Below are 19,892 nucleotides of genomic sequence, written 5' to 3' on the forward strand. Positions count from 1 at the left end.
TCAGTTATTAGGGGTTATTCGCTTACTACGATTTTTAGTTCACATCCCAGCAATATACGCCCATCCAGGAAACTTTCGCCCTTTACAAGGTAAATATTTCCCAACTGGTGCACAGGGATGACCACCGTGCGGATCGTAGCACCAACCGGAGGCAACTCAGTCACAAGTACTTTGCTGACCGCCCCGATAAAACCGATTTTCGGCTCGCCCCCTTCTTCCCTGTCCAGATAACCGAACGACGCCGCGCAGGTCTGCGCCATGTGCTCGATCAACCCTGTTTCCTGGAAAAAGCCATCCTGCACCAGTACATTGTCGCCCGTAACCGTAAAATCCGACTCAAACCGCTCGCGCGTGGCACTTACGAGGTTATCGATCATCACAAACGGGGGGCGATGCGGGATATAGTCGGTGATGGCGTCTTTCGCGACGATCATTATTGAAAGAAGTTGAAGTAGTTAAACCATTGTTCCGGAAATGCTTTCACCTTCCGTTCCAGCTCTTCCACATACAGCTGCGCGATTTCCTCCGGCTTCATTTTCCCCTCAATCGGCTTCGTGGCGCTTAAATGGTAGCTGTATTTACCGTCTTTGGCGGCGAAAACAAACGTTACCGGCGCATTGAACTTCGAAGCGATTACAAACGGTCCGTAAGGAAATTTGGCCTTACGCCCCAGAAAATCCATTTCGATGAATTTAGCGCCTTCGAGGTAGCGGTCCGCGTGAATGGCTACGAATTCGTTGTTGACCAGCGCATTACGGATGGATATAATATGTGAAAGATCGTCCTTGATGGCAATCACTTTAAACCGCGAGCCGCCGGTGGACAGATCCATGTACTTTTTGATGTTCTCGACCTCCGCGTCCAGCATCACAATGTTAATCGTCGGGGTAATGCGGCCTTTCAGCAGGTTACCGGCTGTTTCCCAGTTGCCAACGTGCGCACTCAGCAATATACCGCCCTTGCCCGCGTCGCGGATATCGATCAGGTATTGTTCGTTTTCAAAAACGTGGGAAAATTGCCGGTCTTTTCCCAGCAGGAACGCCGCCCGGTCCACGAGCGTCTGCCCGAAAATATAGAAGTTCCTTCGCGCCATTTTTCGGGCGTCGGAACCGGCAATGTGAAGGGTATTCTGATAAAAATCCAGCAATGCCTTCCTGGGCTTTGCGGCAAAAAGATAGTAGTAGTAAGTAACCACCCTCAGGAGCCCGTAGGCAAACCCGAGCCCCAGGGTATTGATAAAAAACAGGAAAATTTTGTAACCCGTTAACGATCCTTTGGTCTTACCGTCCCAACGGCTCATTCTTACAACGCAAGTTTCTTACCGACAAGCTGATAGAAATCACCGAAGGTTTCGATTCCTTTAAAATCCTCCCCGGTGAGCTTGATATTGAGGTTTTCATCAATGAGCACAACCAGATCGACGTAGTCGAGACTGTCCAGATCCAAAGTGTCTTTCAGACTGTTTTCAGGAAGAATCAAATCCCGGTCCACCTCAAATTCCTCAGATAAAAAATCTCTGGTTTCTTCAATAACTTCTTCCAAACTCATTTTTACGTCGTTAGCATACATAGCCACAAAATTAGTTTATTCTTGCTGATAGTTTAAAAATATTCCCAAATTTTCAAATAAAAGACCCTCGTCATACAATAAATTCCACTGGAAATCATTGCAGTTGGCGGATGGAATATTGGAGGTTAACAAAAATACAGAATTTCGACCGGCAGCATACCGCCGTTTACGAAGTTGTAGTAGTAATGTGACGGGCTCTCCGCCCGCCCGCGCTCAGATTTTCCTGACGATCAGCGTGGAGTTGGTACCGCCGAAACCAAACGAATTGGAAAGGAAACAATTGATTGTCTGCTCCTTAGTTTCCGGGATAATGTTGATTTTCGCCGAATCCTCATCCGGGTTTTCGAAATTGATGTTGGGCGCAACGAAGGAGTTCTGCATCATCAGCAATGAGTAAACGATCTCGCTCGCTCCCGCCATCCAGCATTCATGCCCGGTCATCGATTTCGTGGAGCTCACGGGCACATCACCACCAAACACCTCGTAAATCGCACGCGCTTCGCTGCCGTCACCCACCGGTGTGGAGGTAGCGTGTGCATTAATGTAGTCGACTTCGCTCGTTGTAATGCCGGCCTGTTTCAAAGCCATTTGCAACGAACGTGTCTGGCCGTCGATACTAGGATTGGAAATATGGTCACCATTGGAAGAGAAACCGTAACCGATCAGTTCGGCCAATATGGGCGCGCCGCGTTTCACAGCGGCTTCGTAAGATTCAAGGATAACGGTGGCTGCACCACCACTCGGGATCAGCCCGTCGCGATCGCGGTCGAATGGGCGGGAGGCTTTCTCCGGCTCCGATTCACGAACCGAGAATGTACCCAGTCCGTCAAAACTCGCCATCGCGGAAGCATTGATCTCCTGTGCGCCCCCGCATATCACGCGCTCCTGCAAACCCTGGCTGATCATCAGGTAACCCATACCAATGGAATGCGAACCCGACGCACAAGCCGCGCTCAATGTAAAATTGATACCTCTCAGCTTGAATATCGTCGAAAGGTTCATATTCACGGTGCTGTTCATGTTCTGGAAAATAGCACCGCTGCCGATCAGCGTCGTATCATGTTTTTCACGGACCTTATCAATCGCCTCCATCACCGATGCCGCCGTGCTGTCATTGCCGTAGATAATGCCGGTTTCGGTTTGTTCGAGGAAATCGACATCGAGGCCCGACAAAGCCAATGCCTCGTGCGTAGCCATGTACGCGTACACAGCGGGCTGGTGCATACCCACACGCTGGCGGCGCGAGAGGTAGTTTTTCAGGTCGGGCTCCTGCACCATGCCGGTAAGCGCCGAGCGGAAGCCGAAATCTTTCCTTACCTGATCGAACACGATCCCGCTTTTACCGGCATACAACGATTTGGTGACCTCGCCCAGGTTTGCACCCAGACAGGAATAAATGCCGATACCGGTAATGACAACCCTATGGCTCATGGACTATGAGTAAATTCCTCCGTTTATATTGATTACCTCTCCTGTAATATACGCAGCCCTGTCGGAAGCCAGGAAGCTCACCAGGTGCGCCACTTCTTCCGCCTTGCCAAAACGGTTCATCGGGATCATTTGCTTCAATTCGTCCTCGTTGAGATCTTTGGTCATGTCGCTGGTGATGAAACCCGGCGCTACCGCATTTACCGTGATTTTCCGCTTGGCAACTTCCTGCGCCAGCGACTTGGTGGCAGCGATGATCGCCCCCTTTGCCGCCGAATAATTGGTCTGCCCGGCGACCCCCTTCATACCCGACACCGACGCCACATTCACGATCCGGCCGGAGCGCTTCCGCAGCATTTGCTGGATCGCATTCTGGGTTACATTATATAAGCCCTTTACCGAAATGTTCAACACATCGTCCCAGTCCTTCTCCGGCATCCACATAAACAACCCGTCGCGGGTAATGCCCGCATTATTCACCAAAACACTGATGAACTTGTCTTCGTTCTTTTCCCGCCAGCCGTTCAATGCTCCGTCCACTTCCAGCTTATTCTGCACATTGAAATGCAGCAACTCGCCGCTGCCGCCATTGGCCTGGATTTCGGCTAGCGTTTCTTCCGCTGCCGCCTGGTTGGAGGCGTAATTGACCAATATATGTAAACCATGGTCCTTGGCAAGCTGGACCGCGATGGCCCTGCCAAGTCCCCTGGATGCACCGGTTACCAATGCGCAATTCATAAGTGGAATGGGGTTTCTTTGATATATTCAAAAACGGCGGCAATACTTTCGAACTGCGGCACGTCGTCTGTCACAAACTGGGCGCGCTCGCGAATCTGCGTGTACACCGATTTCGCATTCGGCGAAAGTTTCTCCTTCTCTTCCGGATGCAGCAGATCGATCGCCTGGCAGATGGCCATGATATGGATCGCCATGACCTGGAATGCGTTTTCAAGCACCTGCTTCGCGATCACCGCGGAGTTGGTACCCATGCTTACGATGTCCTGGTTGTCGTTATTGTTTGGAATACTATGAATGTAAACCGAAGTCGATAATGCCTGGCTCTCGGCCGTGGTGGACGTGGCTGTAAACTGCACTCCCTGGAATCCGAAGTTCAGGCCCCAGGTGCCGGCATTGAGGAATGGCGGGAATTTACCATTCAGTTTGCTGTTCATCAGGAAGTTGAGCTGGCGCTCCATGAGCATGGTGAGTTTGGTCAACACCAGTTTCACCTTATCCATTTCCAGCGAAATATAATCGCCGTGGAAGTTACCGCCGTGGAAAACGTTGTCGTCTTCCGGCCGCACGATGGGGTTATCGTTGGTTGAATTCAACTCGTTTTCAACCACTTCCTGCGCATATTGGATCGTATCCAGCACCGGGCCCAGGATTTGCGGCACGCAGCGGATCGAATAGTATTCCTGTATTTTTCTTTCAAACTCGGTCTTCTGCATCGCCGTATCGTCGCGGAAAAGCTCCTCGCGGCTGCGGATCAGACCGCTTCCCGCCACGAAATCGCGCATATGCTGCGCCACCAGCTGCTGACCTTTGTGGTGTTTTACCGCATTCAGTTGCTTGGAGAAAGAATCGTCGAACGATTCGATGGCCTCATTGATCATCGACGACGCGGTAATGGCCCATTGTACCAGCCTTTTGGCATATATAATGTTGATAGCCGCCATACCCGTCATGCAGGAGGTACCGTTGATCAGCCCGAGGCCGTCGCGAAGCTCCATTTTGAGTGGTTTGATACCTTTTTCGGCCAATACTTCGGCGGTTTTGCGACGCAAGCCCTGCTCGTACACATGCCCTTCGCCGATCAAGTTCAAGCCCAGATGTGAGAGTTGTACCAGGTCACCGCTGGCGCCTACACTGCCGTGCTCGAAAATTTCGGGAACAACGCCATTATTTAAAAAGGCCACCAATTGCTTTATGACGGCCGTACTCACACCGGAGTTGGCCTGCAAAAATGAATTCAGGCGCGCAAGCATCACAGCCCGTGCATATATCTCATTCAGCGGCCTACCTACCCCACTCGAATGGCTGCGGATGAGGTTGTATTGCAGGTTATTGAGCTGGTCGGTTTCGATACGGTATTGCGCCATCGGGCCAAAACCGGTATTGATGCCGTATATGATCTTGTCTTTGGAGAAATTCGTTAAAAAGGCAAATGATTGGGATACTTGATGGAGGGCGTCTTCGGCTAAGATAAATTCCTTCTTTTCAAAAGCATATTGCTCGATCTGAGCTAATGAAATACGATTCATTTAATGATGGCGTAATTGAATATGGTGTAAAATAAATCTTTTTTTGCGGCTTTGGCAAACACGACCCGGTGAGCGGTCACAGGCACGGAAGTTGCCTGAGTGATACAATTCATTAATTTTGTCGGACATTCACGTTTCCCCTGTCAATGCTAGGAGATTTACTATTAAGGCTAAACAAATTCCTTTCCAGTCACAAACCCGCGTTTTTCCTTAGCCTGCTCGTCATTGTCAGTATCCTCGTGGCCGGTATTGCGCGGCTAAAAGTAACCGAAAGTATTTTCGCGACGCTACCGAAGGGTAAAAGCTTCGAAGAGTTCAACCGTTTGGTGGAAAGTAAAAACATCATCAATCAGATCGTGTTTTCACTCGAAATCCCGGCTGATATGGACACGGATGCCGCAAGGGAGCTCGCCGAAAACTTCACCGACTCGCTGGGGCGCTACACCAACGGCTATGTGCGCAATATCCAGGCGGAACGACCGAATGTGCAGGAAGATGTATATCAATACGTATACAGCCACTTTCCGCTGCTGATCGAACCTTCCTATTACACGCATATCCAGGCGCGCATTGCGCCCGACTCGATCCGTGCATCGGTCGCATCCACCTACAACCAGCTCTTAACGCCCGGCGGCTCGTTCCTGAAACAATTTGTATTAAACGACCCGCTAGGCCTTACCGGAAAGTATTTCAAAGCGCTGAATGCCGCCAACAATTCCAATGCGATGGTGATGGACGATGGCATTATGTTCTCAGCCAACCGCAAAAACATCCTCATTTTCGCCTCCACCAGTTTCGATTCAGGCAGTTCGGACAAGAATGTAGCGCTGTTCGAGCTCATGGAAACATTCAAAACGAAGTGGAACCAGCAGCATCGCTACCACCATTTCTCCTATTTCGGTACGTTCGAAATCGCTGCACGCAACGCGATTCAGGTAAAGCAGGACTCCTATTTCACGTCCTTTCTCGCATTGGCGGGCATTCTGGCGCTGCTGATCGCCTATTACCGCAAGCTGCTTATACCTATATATATTACAATGCCCGGGATTTTCGGGGCGCTGTTCGCATTGGGGATCGTCGGGTACGTCCGTCCAGAGATTTCGGGGATATCCCTGGCTACGGGCGCGGTAATCTTCGGCATTCTGCTCGATTACGCATTCCATTTTTTCACACACCTTCGGCATACGCATTCTATTCCGGTCGCGATTAAGGAAGTGAGCGGGCCGTTGCTGACGGGAAGCTTCACGACGGTGATGGCATTCAGCGCATTGCATTTTGCCAACTCCACCGTCTTGCAGGATTTTGGGCTGTTTTCGTCACTCGCCCTCTTCGGAGCGGCAGTTTTCACGCTCACCGCATTACCGGTCGTCCTATCCTCGACCCGTTTCGACATTCAGAAAATCCCCGGCGAGAATCGTTCGTTCCGCATCCCCACTATTCCGGAGAAATGGCGCGGTATCACACTCGCAGGCGTCGGCGTTTTAACCATCGTGTTCCTGTTTTTTGCCGGCGGCACGGAGTTTGATGCCGGTTTTGAAAACCTCAGCATTCAGGACCCGGAACTAAGCGGTCGTGAGGAAGCGCTGACAGGCATTAATCCCCGGAAACAGAAACGGATTTACGTTTTTGCCTCCAACCCGCGCCGCGACCTAGCCGAAAAGATCAACCATGACGCCTACCAAAAACTGGCTGCATTGCGTGGCGAGGGGCGCATTGTCAGTTTTGTTTCCTCCGGTTCGCTGCTGATCCCGCAGGACCTCAAACGCGAGCGTATGCGCCGCTGGCAGGAGTACTGGAACCCTGCCCGCACCGATTCCACCTTCCGCGTGTTCAATCAGGCCGCGGCCCGAAACGGGTTCAATGCTTACGCGTTCAATGATTTCAAAGGCTGGATTGGCGGACGGAGCACTTCCCATATTTCGCTCGATACGCTTTTCAGCGAGCTGGGCGTCGACAACCTGATCGACGTCAAAGCTTCCGGCACCACATTCATTTCCACCGTGGTAGTGGACCAGGCGAAACTGACCGACGTCAAAAAAGAGCTGCGGGCCATTCCGGGCGTGGAACTGTTCGATCGTGGTGAGCTTGCGGGAGAGCTGCTGACGATGGTCAAGGACGATTTCAATTACTTGCTGCTCATTTCAGCTTCCATCGTATTCTTCACGCTGCTGGTCGTGTACGGTCGTATCGAACTCACATTGCTGTCCTTCCTCCCGATGGTGATCAGTTGGATCTGGATTTTGGGCATCGCGGCCATTCTCGGCATCAAATTCAACTTCGTGAATGTGATCGTAACCACATTCATCTTCGGCCTGGGCGACGATTTCAGTATTTTCGTCACCGATGGGCTTTTGAGCAAATACAAATCCGGCAAAGACACGCTGCGTTCCTACCAGGCCGCGATCGCATTATCGGCGACGACCACATTAATAGGCACCGGTGTACTGATTTTTGCCAAACATCCGGCCATTCATTCCATTTCGCTGATCAGCGTGCTGGGCATCGTCTGCATTCTGTTCATATCCTTTGTGTTCCAGCCGGTATTGTTTGACTTTTTTGTTCAAAAACGCATTGCCAAAAAGAAAGCGCCGGTGACGATGCTGCCGTTCCTGATCAGCATTTCGAGCTTCACCTATTTCCTTTCGGGCTGCCTGTTTTTGCATTCCAAACTGGTGACGATCCTTTTGTTACCGATGTCGAAGAAGAAAAAGAAGGCCGCGATCAATAATTCGCTTTCCTTTTATGCCAAAACCGTGATTTATTCCGGTCCGCATGTGCGGAAGAATATCTCCGGCCGGGAAAACCTGGATATGAACAAACCGGTGATCTTCATTGCCAATCACACGTCGTTCCTGGACATCCTGCTGGCGATCATGCTGCATCCGAAAATCGTGCTGATGGTGAAGGGATGGGTGTACAAATCGCCGTTTTTCGGGCCTATTATCCGATATGCCGGCTATGTGTACAGCGAAGACGGCCCCGAAGAGAACATGGAGAAAGTGCGCGCATTGGTGGCGGACGGCTATTCCATTCTCATTTTCCCGGAAGGTACCCGTTCGGAAGACGGCACCATTGCACGCTTCCATAAAGGCGCATTCTACCTAGCCGAGCAGCTGAACCTCGACATTCAGCCGATATTGCTCCACGGCGCACACGATGTGCTGCCCAAAAACGACTTCCTCATACGTCCGGGCGCGCTCAATGTGCGCGTGCTCCCTCGCATTACGTACGCGGACGCGGGCTGGGGTATGACGTTGCGCGAAAAAACGAAGGCCATCGCTGCTTACTACAAAGAGCAATTCGCGGCATTTAAATATGAAATGGAGGATACCGGCTATTTGAAACACAAAATTTTTACCAATTATGTTTTCAAAGGGCCCGTACTGGAATGGTATTTCAAAGTCAAATGGCGACTGGAAAGCAAGAATTTCACTTATTATAATGAGCTGATCGGCGACCGGAAGCGCATTCTCGACGTCGGCTGCGGTTATGGCTACCTGTCGTTTTTCCTGCATTATAAAAACGAAGAACGAGTAATTACGGGCATTGACTACGACGAGGACAAAATCGAAATCGCGGAGAACAGCTACAACAAAACCGGCAACCTGCGATTTGTGTACCAGGACATCATGGCCGCCGACCTTGGCGCGCAGGATGTCATATGCCTGAATGACGTACTTCATTACTTGTCCAAAGAAAAACAGCGTATTTTGCTCGACCGGTGTGCAGCCGCCCTCCCGTCCGACGGGTTGCTTTTTATCCGCGACGGCATTACCGATCTGACCGCCAAACACCAGAATACACGAAAAACGGAAGCATTATCGACCGGCCTGTTTGCCTTCAACCGGAAAACCGACGATTTCCATTTCTTTTCGTCCCAGGACATCCGCGACTTTGCCGCACGGTATGGTTTTGGTTATGAAATGCAGGAACATTCGTCGAACACATCCAATGTTCTTTTCGTGTTGCGGAAACTTTCCATACAGCAGCCTGTAAAGACGCCGATTACTAACTAGCATTTCCCGAATAGATATTTAAATGCAAACTTCCGCCGTGCAAAAGGAATACGATTTTGTGATTGTTGGAAGCGGACTGGGCGGTCTGGCTTGCGCCGCTATTCTGGCGATGGAAGGTTATAGTGTGGTGGTATTGGAAAAAAACCACCAGATCGGCGGGCATTTGCAGGTTTACAGCCGCGATAAAAGCATTTTCGATACCGGCGTGCACTATGTAGGCGGGTTGGATGAAGGAGAAAATCTGCACCAGTTCTTCAAATACTTCGGCATTCTCGACAAGCTGAAACTGAAACGGCTCGACGACGAGCAATTCGACCTGATCCGCTTCGACGACGGGTCCGAATACGGCTATGCGCAGGGACTGGAACATTTTCAGCAAAAACTCGTCTCCTACTTTCCCGAAGAGGCGAAAGCCATATACGCCTATTGCGATAAGCTGAACGAAACCTGCGATAAATTCCCGCTCTACAACCTCGAAACAGCCGGCGACAGCTACCTCACCGACGAAGATGTACTGTCCCTGAACGCGCACGACTATATCGCCTCCCTGACCGATAACGTCAGGTTGCGCAACGTACTGGCGGGCAGCAACCTGTTATATGCAGGTGTAAGGCAAAAAACCCCGTTTTACGTACATGCGCTCATCATGAAAAGCTACCTGACGGGCGCTTACAAATTCGTGGACGGCGGTTCGCAGATTGCCATTCAACTGAGCAGGTCGGTACGCCTGCATGGCGGAGAGATTTACAAGCATAAGAAAATAGTGTCGGCCCATTATGATGAAAGAGGCCGCATTACCGAGGTGGTATGTGACAATGGCGAGACTTTCCGGGGAAAAGAATTTATTTCCAATGTGCACCCGACCGTTACCATCGATATCTTCGGTCAGGAGCGGTTTCTGAGTGTTTATAAAAACCGGGTCCAAGCACTCGAAAACAGCATTTCCACGTTCCTTGTACATATTTCGTTTCAGGAAAACAGTTTCAAATACCTTAATTACAACATTTACCAGCACCATACGGACGATGTTTGGAGCGGGGTTGAATACGACGAGGCTACCTGGCCGCAAACCTATTTCATCTGCACGCCCTATATTTCAAAAAAAGGGGAATATGCCGACTCCATGTCGGTCATGTGCTATATGGACGCGTCCGAAACCGCGCAATGGGCCGGGACATTCAGTACCGTAGCCGAGCCGGGCAAGCGGGATGCTGAATACGCCCAATTCAAAAAGGAGAAGGAAGCACAAGTAATCGCACGGCTGGAAACCGTCTTTCCGGGTATTTCGGCCAGTATCAAGGCCATACACAGCGCGTCGCCGCTTACCTTCCGGGATTACATCGGCAATGGCAATGGTACGATGTACGGCATCCTCAAAGATTCGACCTCTCCGATGAAGTCACGGATCAATACCCGCACCAAAATACCGAACTTGCACCTGACGGGACAAAATGTGTCGTTGCACGGAATTTTAGGGGTGACCGTCGGCGCATTTGTGACGTGCTTCTCATTTGTAGATAAAGAAAAACTCATTCAAAAAGTAAAAAACGCTTGAATATGCAAACTGTCGATGTGCTGGTTATTGGGGCCGGCCCTGCCGGAACTGTCGCGGCTTCTTACCTGAAAAAGCAAGGCTATGACGTCACGATCCTGGAAAAAGAGAAATTCCCCCGTTTCCAGATCGGGGAAAGCCTGCTCCCGTGCTGTATGGAGCATTTAACGGAAGCCGGGCTGCGGGAGGCGATAGAGCCCCTGAATTTCCAGAAAAAAACGGGCGCAGCGTTCATGCGGGGTGAAAAGCGGTGCGAATTCCTCTTTGAAGACCAGTTTACCAAAGGCTGGACCTGGACATGGCAGGTAAAACGGGCCGATTTCGACAGTAAACTGGCAGAGGCTACCCGTGCAAAAGGGGTGGACGTCAACTTCGAATGCGAGGTAACCGCCGTGCAGTGCGGCCCCGAAAAGCAGATCGTCGATTACAAGGATGCAGAAGGCAACGCGCATCGCATCGAGGCGAAGTTTATCATCGATTCCAGCGGCTATGGCCGTGTTTTACCAAGACTTTTCGATTTGAGCAAGCCTTCCGCATTCACTCCTCGTGGGGCGGTTTTCTCGCATTTGGAAGACAAGAACCGCACTGAAACAGCCAGCAACAACATTTTCGTGCATTCATTCGACAATAACAGGTCCTGGATCTGGGCGATCCCGTTCTCCGACGGCTCGACGTCCGTCGGTATCGTAGGCGATCGGGAGAAAATCGAAGCGTTAGCCGAAAACAATGGCGAAGGATACAAAGCATTTATCCGGAACTTCGAGGACCTGCATGGCCGCTTCGCCGATTCCCAGCTTAAATTCGAGCCGCGGGCGATCCTGGGGTACTCGATCGGCGTGACTAAAATGTCGGGCGAAGGTTTTGTCCTTTCCGGCAACAGCACCGAATTCCTTGACCCTATTTTCTCGTCGGGTGTGACGTTCGCGACCGCTTCCGGCCTGCTTTCCGCCAAAATGACGCATAAACATTTGCAAGGCGACCCTGTCGATTGGAAAAAGGATTACGAAGACGTGATACAGAAAGGGATCGACGTGTTCAGAAGCTATGTGAGCGGCTGGTATACGGGTGATTTTCAAACCATTGTATTTGCCAAGTACATAGACGAGGATATCAAGCGGCAAATTTGCTCGGTACTCGCCGGCTACGTTTGGGACCAGACCAACCCCTTCGTGAAAAAGCACGATACCATCCTGCCCACGCTTGCGAAAGTGATAAAAATGAAAGAAAAGGCAGAAGAAGCGGGCCAGAACTGATTTAGGCCCCCAGCAATATAAACCCGTGCTGCGAAGCTTTGTAATGATTGTAAATCAGGATATGCCTCGGAGTGCGGGTGTTTTTTTGTGCCCACGTACACGCATCAGGTATGCGCTTGCCCGCGAGCACTTGCGCGCCCATCCACGTCGCAAACGCGGAGCCCGTAGGGTAATCACCCACCATATTCTTGTAGGTATAGATATTCCCCTCTTCGAACAATGCTTTTTGAAGATTAAAATACCAATGGTCCGTGCGGTTATCACCGCTGATGCCCATGATCACCGTATCTACATCGACTGCCTGTAAGCCATTGCGTTGCAGGAAGGAATTCACAACCGGCGCCAGCTCCTTTTCAGCCAGGTTATTGCTTTGAAATACGTCCTTAATCTGTGCAATGGCATTCTCAGGACGTTCCGCATTTACGATGAACATCGCTGCCCCCTCGCCATTGGCGGAGCCGGGGGAATCGAGCGTAAACAGGTTTTCCGACGTGAAATGCCCGGTTTTAAAAGAGCCAGCAAGCAGGTCTATATTATGGTTGTAATCTGAAATTTCCTCGATACTTCCAACCAGGTACGTTTTGCCGCGCTTTTCTTCCAGCAGCAGCATCGTATCCAGCAATGCAGCCTCGAATGCGAGGCCCTTATGCACATGGGTGGTGTTGTAGCCCGTTGTTTTGCTCATCAATGCGAGGTTGCCCGCTACCGCGTTGGGCGTGCTTTGCACAAAATTCGTCGGGGTGAGCGTCCCCTCGTTGTAATCGACAATCTGGTTCAGGAATTTTAGACAATCTTCGAGACCTCCGTTCGCGGTACCGAGTACAATTCCTTCGATCTGCGTATGCTGGATCAGCGGAAGGCCCGCCCCTACGCCCATTCGGACTGCCTTGCCCATTCTCCTGAGCAGGCCGGCGGGAATGAGCTGACCATAGGCAGGTTCAATCGCAATGTACCTGTCGCCTTCATGCACCTTGATATCGCCTTCGAAAAAAGCATTGTCAAAAGTGCGCTGGGGCGATATACAGGCTGAATCGGTAATATACATTCTTGAAAATTAACTCTGGTGGTTCCGGGCAAACGGTTTGCGGCTGACGAATGGGCTTATCGGGCGTCCGCCATAAACTTCCCGATTTCGCCGGCGTACGCGTCGGCATACCTGGTCTTCTCCGCTTCGGTCCAGCCCAGTTCGCCCGCCATTAGATCAGCAACAACCGGCAGGGAGTTTAAGGTTTCATCCCAGTCGGTAATTTCGAGGCGGATACGGCGCGCCAGGAAGTCGCGCGGAGTGACCACCATTTCATTCCGAACGGCGTGCACCACTTCTGCACGGATATACGGATAAGCCTGGCTCAGCCTTTCTTTCAGCTGCGCATCCTCGCGTGCGAGCGACGCTACCATGTGCGCGCGCGAGCCGTATTTACGTGCCAAATGCCGCGCAATGTCTTCCGGCAAGGCATATTGCGCCTGAATATCCTGCCAGCTTTTAGCCTGATAGTTTTCACCTCCGGCCAATATGTAGTCCGCCGTTTTGCAGGCGCCACCCGCGCCAAGTATCTTGTCGGCCTCATCGACCGTATCTTTCGCCATGAGGCGATAGGTAGTCCATTTACCTCCGAGCAAACTGACAAGTCCCGAGGTTTCATCGATCTCCACCTCGTGGTCACGCACCAGGCTCTTGGTAGATTTGGACGGGTCCGCTGCCAGCAGAGGCCTCAGCCCGCCAAAACCGGCCCTGAGCTCGCTTGGGTCGATCGGCTTGGCCAGGTAGGGATTCAATGTGGCCGCCAGATACTCCCTCTCCGCCCTGTTAAGAGTCGGTTCCGCGTCAATCTCGTCGCATTCGGTATCGGTCGTGCCGATCATCGTCGAACCTTCGAACGGGATAGCGAATACCACGCGTCCGTCGGAGGTTTTCGGGATCAGCATCGCATACTCACTGTTCAGTGTATTGTGGGGCAATGCCAGGTGGACGCCTTTGCTCGGCCGGATACGCTCGCTCAACACGGCGTTCGCCATGAGCCTGATATGGTCTGAAAACGGTCCGGTGCAATTGATGACCAGTTTCGCGCGGATAGTCAACTTCTGTCCGCTCAGCGCGTCGGTCGCCTGCACCGCATTCAACTTGCCACTACCATCTTTCCCGAATCCATTTACCTCCACATAATTGGCCACCGCCGCTCCATTCTCAGAGGCCGATTGCGCCAACGCAAGGCAGTATCGTGCATCGTCGAGCTGGCCGTCGTAGTAGAGCACGCCGCTATGCAGCTTTTTCCGGTCGAGCGTAGGAATTTTGTCCAGCACTTCCTGCTTGTTCAGCCATTTGCTTTTCGGCAGAGTATCATTGGTCGCAAAAGTGTCGTACAGCGACAGGCCGATCTTGAAATACAGGCCTTCCAACCAGGAGTTGACCGGCGTCATCAGCGCGAGCGGGCGCGCAAGATGCGGCGCATTTTTCAACACAATGTGTCGCTCTTCCAGACCGTGGCGGACCTGTTTGAGCTGCGCGAAATCGAGCTTTTTAAATGCCTGTTCGAGGTAGCGGACGCCACCGTGGATCAGCTTGGTGGAACGGGAAGATGTTTCGGAAGCAAAGTCCTTTTTATCGATCAGGGCGACCTTATATCCCCTTAAAACCGCATCCAGGGCACATCCGGCCCCACTGGCACCTGCGCCGATGATACAGATATCGAAGAATTCATTTTGTAACCTGGCAAGCGATGTGGTGCGGTTCATTGAGACTTAAAGCAGATTCAGCGTAGTTGTGACCAGCTGCAAAAGTACGAAGTTGCGCCGGGAAATAACCATATTATCAAATCAATATGCGCTGGCAATTTTGGCATAATAATTGCATCTTACCGGCAAGAAAGTTAACATTACCGCTACCTTTCATTTACAAACTCAAATCTATTATCTAACCAAAACCAACAAAACATGGGCTTAATCTCTTTTATCAAAGGCGTTGGAGAAAAAGTATTCGGTGGTAAAGATGCTCCCGCAGCAGCTCCTACCCCGGAAGCAGAACCGCTGCGGGCCAGCGCATTACTCGCGCACGTGAAGTCACTCGGACTTGCGTATAACAGCCTTACAGTGAAAACATCGGGTGACACGGTTACCCTCGAGGGCGAGGTTGCCCAACAGCAGGACGCGGAGAAAATCGCATTGGCCGTAGGTAACGTGGAAGGCGTAGGCGTGGTCGACAACCGCCTGTCGGTCGCAACACCGGAGCCGGAAGCAACCTATCACACGGTTGTAAAAGGCGATACCCTCTCCAAAATCGCCCAGACTGTTTACGGCGACATGATGAAATACCCGATCATCTTCGAAGCCAACAAGCCTATGTTGAAGGATCCCGATCTGATTTATCCGGGACAGGTATTGCGGATTCCGGCGTTGAAATAGTTGGGGATGTGAGCAGTAGGCTTTAAGCAGTAAGCTTTAAGCAGTAAGCAGTAGGCGTTAAGCTATAAGCAATAGGCTTTAAGCTGTAAGCTTTAAGCAGTAAGCAGTAGGCCTAAGCTATAAGCAATAGGCTTTAAGCTGTAAGCTTTAAGCAGTAAGCAGTAGGCGTTAAGCTATAAGCAATAGGCTTTAAGCTGTAAGCAATAGGCGAAGGCAGAATGTATATTGAGCATATAGCTTAAAGCTTAGAGCCTAAAGCATTTCCAAGATCATAAAAAAAGGCAACCCGAAAGGTTGCCTTTTTTTATGATCTTGGAAACAACTAGTCTTCCGCTGCAACAACGTTCAGGGTAACTTTGTGTTTCACTTCTTTATGAAGGTCGATCAATGCGGCGTAAGTACCGATCGATTTCACGTCATCCACAGTGATTTTCTTACGGTCGATATCGAAGCCTTTTGCTTTCAGGCTGTCAGCCACCTGTGTGTTGGTAACACGTCCGAAGATACGGCCGCTTTCACCTACCACAGTTTTGATATCGATTACCAGGTCGCCGATCGCCGTTGCGATATCTTCTGCGTCCTTTTTCAGCTTCTCAGCTTTGTGCGCAGCCTGACGCACGTTTTCAGCAACGATTTTGCGGTTCGACTCATTCGCGAGCAACGCAAAACCTTGCGGGATGAGGTAGTTACGACCGTAACCTGCTTTCACAGTTACGATATCGTTCTTGTAACCTACCCCAGCAATATCCGTTAAAAGTATGATTTCCATTATGATAGCTCTTTACTGTATTATTTCAATTGGTCAGCAACAAACGGCAACAGGGCCAGGTGACGTGCTCTTTTAATTGCCTGTGATACTTTGCGCTGATATTTCAGGCTGGTACCGGTAAGGCGGCGCGGAAGGATTTTACCTTGCTCGTTTACAAGTTTCAGAAGGAAATCCGGGTTCTTGTAATCGATGTATTTGATGCCTGCTTTTTTGAAACGGCAGTATTTTTTGCGGTTAATGTTTTTTTCAACCGGCTCGTTTACGAGTGACATAGCTTATGCGTTTTCGGTTTTTGACTCAGTTGCTTCTTCTTTCTTCTTGCCTACCAGACCCTTACGTTTTTTCTCGTTGTAAGCAATCGAATGCTTATCCAGGGCGATGGTCATAAAACGCAAAACGCGCTCGTCACGACGGAACTCGGTTTCCAAAACATCCACCACGTTTCCTTCATTCGCAGTATATTCTACTACGTGATAGAAACCTGAGTTTTTCTTTTGGATGGGGTAGGCCAGCTTACGCAATCCCCAGTTTTCTTCATGTACAATCTTAGCACCGTTTGAAGTGATGATTGTCGTGAATTTTTCAACGGCGTCCTTTGCCTGGGCCTCAGACAAAATGGGAGTTAGAATGAACACCGTTTCATATTGCTTAGACATACGGTAATTGGTTATTGTATGATAAATTAAAAACCTCATTCTGACAGAATCATCAAAATGAGGGTGCAAAAATAGGGCTTGAAATTTAAAATTCCAAGCCCTGCAATGACTTAACCAAAACTACGGCCCTGTTATCTCACCGTAAAATCGCCCTGGCCGATCTTGAAACCTTCGCTGTACAGCTCGATCACGTATTTTCCGTCTTTCATCGGAATGCCGCCGCGGCCATAGAAAATATCCACCGACTGGCCTGTATTCGTGAAACTTACGGTCTGTTTAGAGCTATAAATCAACTCCTTGCCATTAAACATGAACGAACCTGAGCCGGTAGCCATGTCGGAAAGCACCGCTCCGTCCGGATCGAGCACGCGCAGGTAAATATCTTTCTCGTTCTGCTTCGCAACGGCGTTTTCCGCCAGTTTGAAATTCACTCTGAGCTTATCGATGCGTTTCGCCTTGTATTTGCCGCCTTCGCGCTCTTTTCCTTTGGAAGAAACCGCATTGACGCTCACATTCTCGGCATGCAGTGCAGAAGCCAGTGTTACTTTTTCGGCCAGCTCCTTGTTTTGAGCCGAATAGGTCGACACCGAATCCGCGAGCACCTGTTTTTCTGATTCCAGACCGGTCACCTTTTGGTTCAGCTCTTCGTTTTTCGTCGTAGCAATACCCAGTTCCTGTTTCAAGCGGGCAATCTCGCCGTCCTTTTCAGACAGTACCGATTCGTAGTTCTTGATCTTCTGGTTATAATTGGCAGCCGAATAGGTGCTGGCATTTTTGAGCTCTTTCTTATCTTTTTCAAGCTGGGCTTTCAATGCCACCAGTGAATCCACGCTTCCACCCAGTTTCTGGATTTCCGCGATTTTAATGTCAAGCTCTGTGGAAATAGAATCCAGTTTGGTTTTAATGGAAAGTACCTCTTCGGTTTTGGCGGTAATGATCTCGTCCTTCGCGAGGTTTTCCTGCTTCTCGTGATATATAAAGTACACAAGCACCAAATTAAGCAACAGCAAAACGGCCAATGCGGCCCATAGGAGAGTTTTTCTGTCTTGCTTTTGTTCCTGGTTGTAGTCCATACAGAAGGTTAAATTTTGAATTTAGTTGGTAAAAGAAGTATGTTTTTTTCAATTTTGAAACACGCCAACGGCGATTTATAGTGTCCGGTCAATAAATTCCTGCATTAACCGCTTAATTATCAATTTTTTAGTCACTCCACATGCCTTCCATAGCCGACAATCTGGCCCAGATACAACAAGGATTACGCCCCGAGACACGCCTGGTAGCGGTTACAAAAACCAAACCAACCAGCCTGCTGACCGAAGCCTACGAGGCCGGAGCGAGGCTTTTTGGTGAAAACAAGGTGCAGGAAATGGTGGCGAAATACGAGGAGCTCCCCAAGGATATCGAATGGCATATGATCGGGCATTTGCAAACCAACAAGGTGAAATACATGGCGCCTTTTGTGAGCCTGGTGCATTCCGTCGATAGTTTCAAGCTGCTGAAAGAAATCAACAAGGAGGCTAAAAAGCATAACCGTGTGATCGACTGTCTTTTGCAGATCTACATTGCAAGGGAAGAAACCAAATTCGGTCTTTCGGAAGAAGAAGCATGGGAAATCATCACCTCCGCTGAACTCACGGCACTGACGAATATAAGGATTGTCGGATTGATGGGCATGGCTTCCAATACCGACGACCTCCGTATCGTAAGGGCGGAATTCCGCGGTCTGAAAAATACTTTCGAATCCTTCAAAACCCACGAAAATGGCCAGGTTACGATGCGTGAGCTCTCTATGGGCATGAGCGGCGATTACCTGATCGCCCAGGAAGAAGGCAGCACGCTCGTGCGTGTCGGAAGCGCCATTTTTGGCTCACGATAGCACCCGGGGCGCATTATCCGCGCTCTTTTCGAGCACCGACTTCACCTGCTCCTGTACAAATTCGAATGGTAGCTGTGCACAAGGCACGCCTGCCTGCCGCACCAGCAATGCATTCTCCTCCCGACCGTACCTGCCCGAATACGGATTGTAATTCAGGAAGTTATTCAGCGCACCCATCAGGATAATGCCGAACGTACCTGTTGCATTACCCAAATGCGAAGGCCCGCTGTCGAGTCCGATAAAAAATGACGCGCGACGGATCACCTCCGCAGTTTCCAAAATGCTCAGCTGGCCGCACAGGTTCCGGTATGCGGGTGTTTTTACATTCAGATTGCTTTCCAAGCCAATTTCAACCAACTGATAATCATACTGTCCAGCCATCCAATGCACCAACCGGTTCCAGTGTTCGGCCGGCCAGTCTTTGGGTTCATAGTTGGAGCGGCAATGCATCACAATGTATTTTTCGGGTAAACCCAGACTAGCTACTTTCGCCTGGTGGGACGGTTGCAGGTACAAACGCGGCTGATCATCTGCCGGAAAAGCGGCCTTGGGAGGAATAAGATCGCCCGTCTGTGCGAAAACTTCCAGCAGATTGCCGTAGTCAAAATAGTTAAGAACATTAATATCCCGTTTCAGTGCCACCGGATTATCGGTAAACACCTGACATTTAGGACAATAATTATTATTTGCGAATTGCAGTTCGATAACCTTGTCAAACACATTGCCTTCCAGCAACACCCGTCGCTCCGTGACGCAGAACTCCTTAAAAACCTCATCCACATTCGGGTTATGGCTTACCAGCTCCGCAAAACCGGGCTTAACAAACCAGACAATGTGCGCATCCGGATATTGCTCGCGCACGTAACGTGAGATCGGCTCAGCAGCCACAATGTCCCCGAAATGCTCGGTACGAATGATACCGATCAGTTCCCGGCCTTTTTTCAGCCCCCGTTTCACGCCCCGGAAATGCGCCCGGGCCTGCCGGCCTTTTAAATGCGCCTTTGCAATGTGTGTGTATTTATGATAGCGGTGTGTCCACAGCTGGATAAGTCGTTCTATCGTCATTGGTCAAATCGTTTCCCCTAAGATCGGCATTCGGAAATGCCTTTC

18 protein-coding genes are annotated in these 19,892 nt (G+C 50.4%); 5 read left to right on the plus strand and 13 right to left on the minus strand.

What is annotated here, in order from left to right:
- Positions 1-14: 14 nt before the first annotated feature.
- From J7619_RS02445 to hutH, 6 genes are all read right to left on the minus strand, one after another.
- Complete coding sequence (locus J7619_RS02445; RefSeq protein ID WP_291193551.1) at positions 15-434, minus strand: hypothetical protein; 420 nt, start codon at positions 432-434, stop codon at positions 15-17.
- Positions 434-1,300, minus strand: coding sequence for a lipid A biosynthesis acyltransferase (locus J7619_RS02450; RefSeq protein ID WP_291193553.1), 867 nt, complete (start codon positions 1,298-1,300; stop codon positions 434-436). Before J7619_RS02450 ends, J7619_RS02445 begins: the two co-directional genes overlap by 1 nt.
- A gap of 2 nt (positions 1,301-1,302) precedes the next feature.
- Positions 1,303-1,569 carry a phosphopantetheine-binding protein gene (locus J7619_RS02455; RefSeq protein WP_106596299.1) on the minus strand — a complete coding sequence of 89 codons (267 nt, stop codon included), beginning with the start codon at positions 1,567-1,569 and terminating at the stop codon, positions 1,303-1,305.
- A gap of 213 nt (positions 1,570-1,782) precedes the next feature.
- Positions 1,783-3,000, minus strand: a complete 1,218-nt coding sequence (locus tag J7619_RS02460) for a beta-ketoacyl synthase (RefSeq protein WP_291193554.1) — start codon at positions 2,998-3,000, stop codon at positions 1,783-1,785.
- Between the two features lie 3 nt (positions 3,001-3,003).
- A complete protein-coding gene (gene fabG / locus J7619_RS02465; RefSeq protein ID WP_291193555.1) occupies positions 3,004-3,735 on the minus strand; it encodes a 3-oxoacyl-ACP reductase FabG in 732 nt (243 codons plus the stop codon).
- Positions 3,732-5,261, minus strand: coding sequence for a histidine ammonia-lyase (gene hutH, locus J7619_RS02470; protein WP_291193556.1), 1,530 nt, complete (start codon positions 5,259-5,261; stop codon positions 3,732-3,734). The genes fabG and hutH overlap by 4 nt, the downstream gene beginning before the upstream one ends.
- 146 nt (positions 5,262-5,407) lie before the next feature.
- Here hutH and J7619_RS02475 point away from each other — a divergent pair, with 146 nt between their 5' ends.
- Genes J7619_RS02475 through J7619_RS02485 form a run of 3 tightly spaced genes read left to right on the plus strand, consistent with a single transcriptional unit; the run spans position 5,408 to position 12,082 of the window.
- Positions 5,408-9,277, plus strand: coding sequence for a 1-acyl-sn-glycerol-3-phosphate acyltransferase (locus J7619_RS02475; protein WP_291193557.1), 3,870 nt, complete (start codon positions 5,408-5,410; stop codon positions 9,275-9,277).
- Between the two features lie 22 nt (positions 9,278-9,299).
- The gene (locus J7619_RS02480; RefSeq protein WP_291193558.1) at positions 9,300-10,832 is read left to right on the plus strand and encodes an NAD(P)/FAD-dependent oxidoreductase; all 1,533 of its coding nucleotides are present in this window, start codon (positions 9,300-9,302) and stop codon (positions 10,830-10,832) included.
- 2 nt (positions 10,833-10,834) lie between these two features.
- Positions 10,835-12,082, plus strand: coding sequence for an NAD(P)/FAD-dependent oxidoreductase (locus J7619_RS02485; RefSeq protein WP_291193559.1), 1,248 nt, complete (start codon positions 10,835-10,837; stop codon positions 12,080-12,082).
- A 1-nt stretch (position 12,083) separates the two neighbouring features.
- Here J7619_RS02485 and J7619_RS02490 read toward each other — a convergent pair whose 3' ends face one another.
- Together J7619_RS02490 and J7619_RS02495 are read right to left on the minus strand one after the other, a co-directional pair.
- Positions 12,084-13,127, minus strand: coding sequence for a beta-ketoacyl synthase chain length factor (locus J7619_RS02490; protein WP_291193561.1), 1,044 nt, complete (start codon positions 13,125-13,127; stop codon positions 12,084-12,086).
- Positions 13,128-13,183: 56 nt separating this feature from the next.
- On the minus strand, positions 13,184-14,815 hold the full coding sequence (locus J7619_RS02495; RefSeq protein WP_291193563.1) for a glycerol-3-phosphate dehydrogenase/oxidase: 1,632 nt from the start codon (positions 14,813-14,815) through the stop codon (positions 13,184-13,186).
- A gap of 198 nt (positions 14,816-15,013) precedes the next feature.
- Between J7619_RS02495 and lysM the strand changes: the two genes are divergently transcribed.
- Positions 15,014-15,481, plus strand: a complete 468-nt coding sequence (gene lysM, locus J7619_RS02500) for a peptidoglycan-binding protein LysM (RefSeq protein WP_291193565.1) — start codon at positions 15,014-15,016, stop codon at positions 15,479-15,481.
- A gap of 322 nt (positions 15,482-15,803) precedes the next feature.
- Here the strand turns inward: lysM and rplI are convergent, their stop codons facing one another.
- The 4 genes from rplI to J7619_RS02520 all read right to left on the minus strand — a co-directional run bounded on the left by rplI (position 15,804) and on the right by J7619_RS02520 (position 17,979).
- Positions 15,804-16,250: a 50S ribosomal protein L9 gene (gene rplI / locus J7619_RS02505; protein WP_291193567.1), complete on the minus strand. Its 447-nt coding sequence runs from the start codon at positions 16,248-16,250 to the stop codon at positions 15,804-15,806.
- A gap of 20 nt (positions 16,251-16,270) precedes the next feature.
- Complete coding sequence (rpsR, locus tag J7619_RS02510) at positions 16,271-16,522, minus strand: 30S ribosomal protein S18 (RefSeq protein WP_015811483.1); 252 nt, start codon at positions 16,520-16,522, stop codon at positions 16,271-16,273.
- Positions 16,523-16,525: 3 nt separating this feature from the next.
- Complete coding sequence (rpsF, locus tag J7619_RS02515) at positions 16,526-16,906, minus strand: 30S ribosomal protein S6 (protein WP_090156305.1); 381 nt, start codon at positions 16,904-16,906, stop codon at positions 16,526-16,528.
- Positions 16,907-17,037: 131 nt separating this feature from the next.
- On the minus strand, positions 17,038-17,979 hold the full coding sequence (locus tag J7619_RS02520) for a hypothetical protein (protein WP_291193569.1): 942 nt from the start codon (positions 17,977-17,979) through the stop codon (positions 17,038-17,040).
- 140 nt (positions 17,980-18,119) lie between these two features.
- On the opposite strand from J7619_RS02520, the gene J7619_RS02525 reads away from it, so the two are divergent.
- Positions 18,120-18,782, plus strand: coding sequence for a YggS family pyridoxal phosphate-dependent enzyme (locus J7619_RS02525; RefSeq protein WP_291193571.1), 663 nt, complete (start codon positions 18,120-18,122; stop codon positions 18,780-18,782).
- Here J7619_RS02525 and J7619_RS02530 read toward each other — a convergent pair.
- Entirely contained in the window at positions 18,774-19,847 is a 1,074-nt protein-coding gene (locus tag J7619_RS02530) for a glycosyltransferase family 9 protein (protein WP_291193573.1), read from the minus strand. The genes J7619_RS02525 and J7619_RS02530 overlap by 9 nt on opposite strands.
- Between the last annotated feature and the right edge of the window lie 45 nt (positions 19,848-19,892).

This window comes from Dyadobacter sp. (assembly GCF_017744695.1).
In the GTDB taxonomy this organism is placed as follows: domain Bacteria; phylum Bacteroidota; class Bacteroidia; order Cytophagales; family Spirosomataceae; genus Dyadobacter.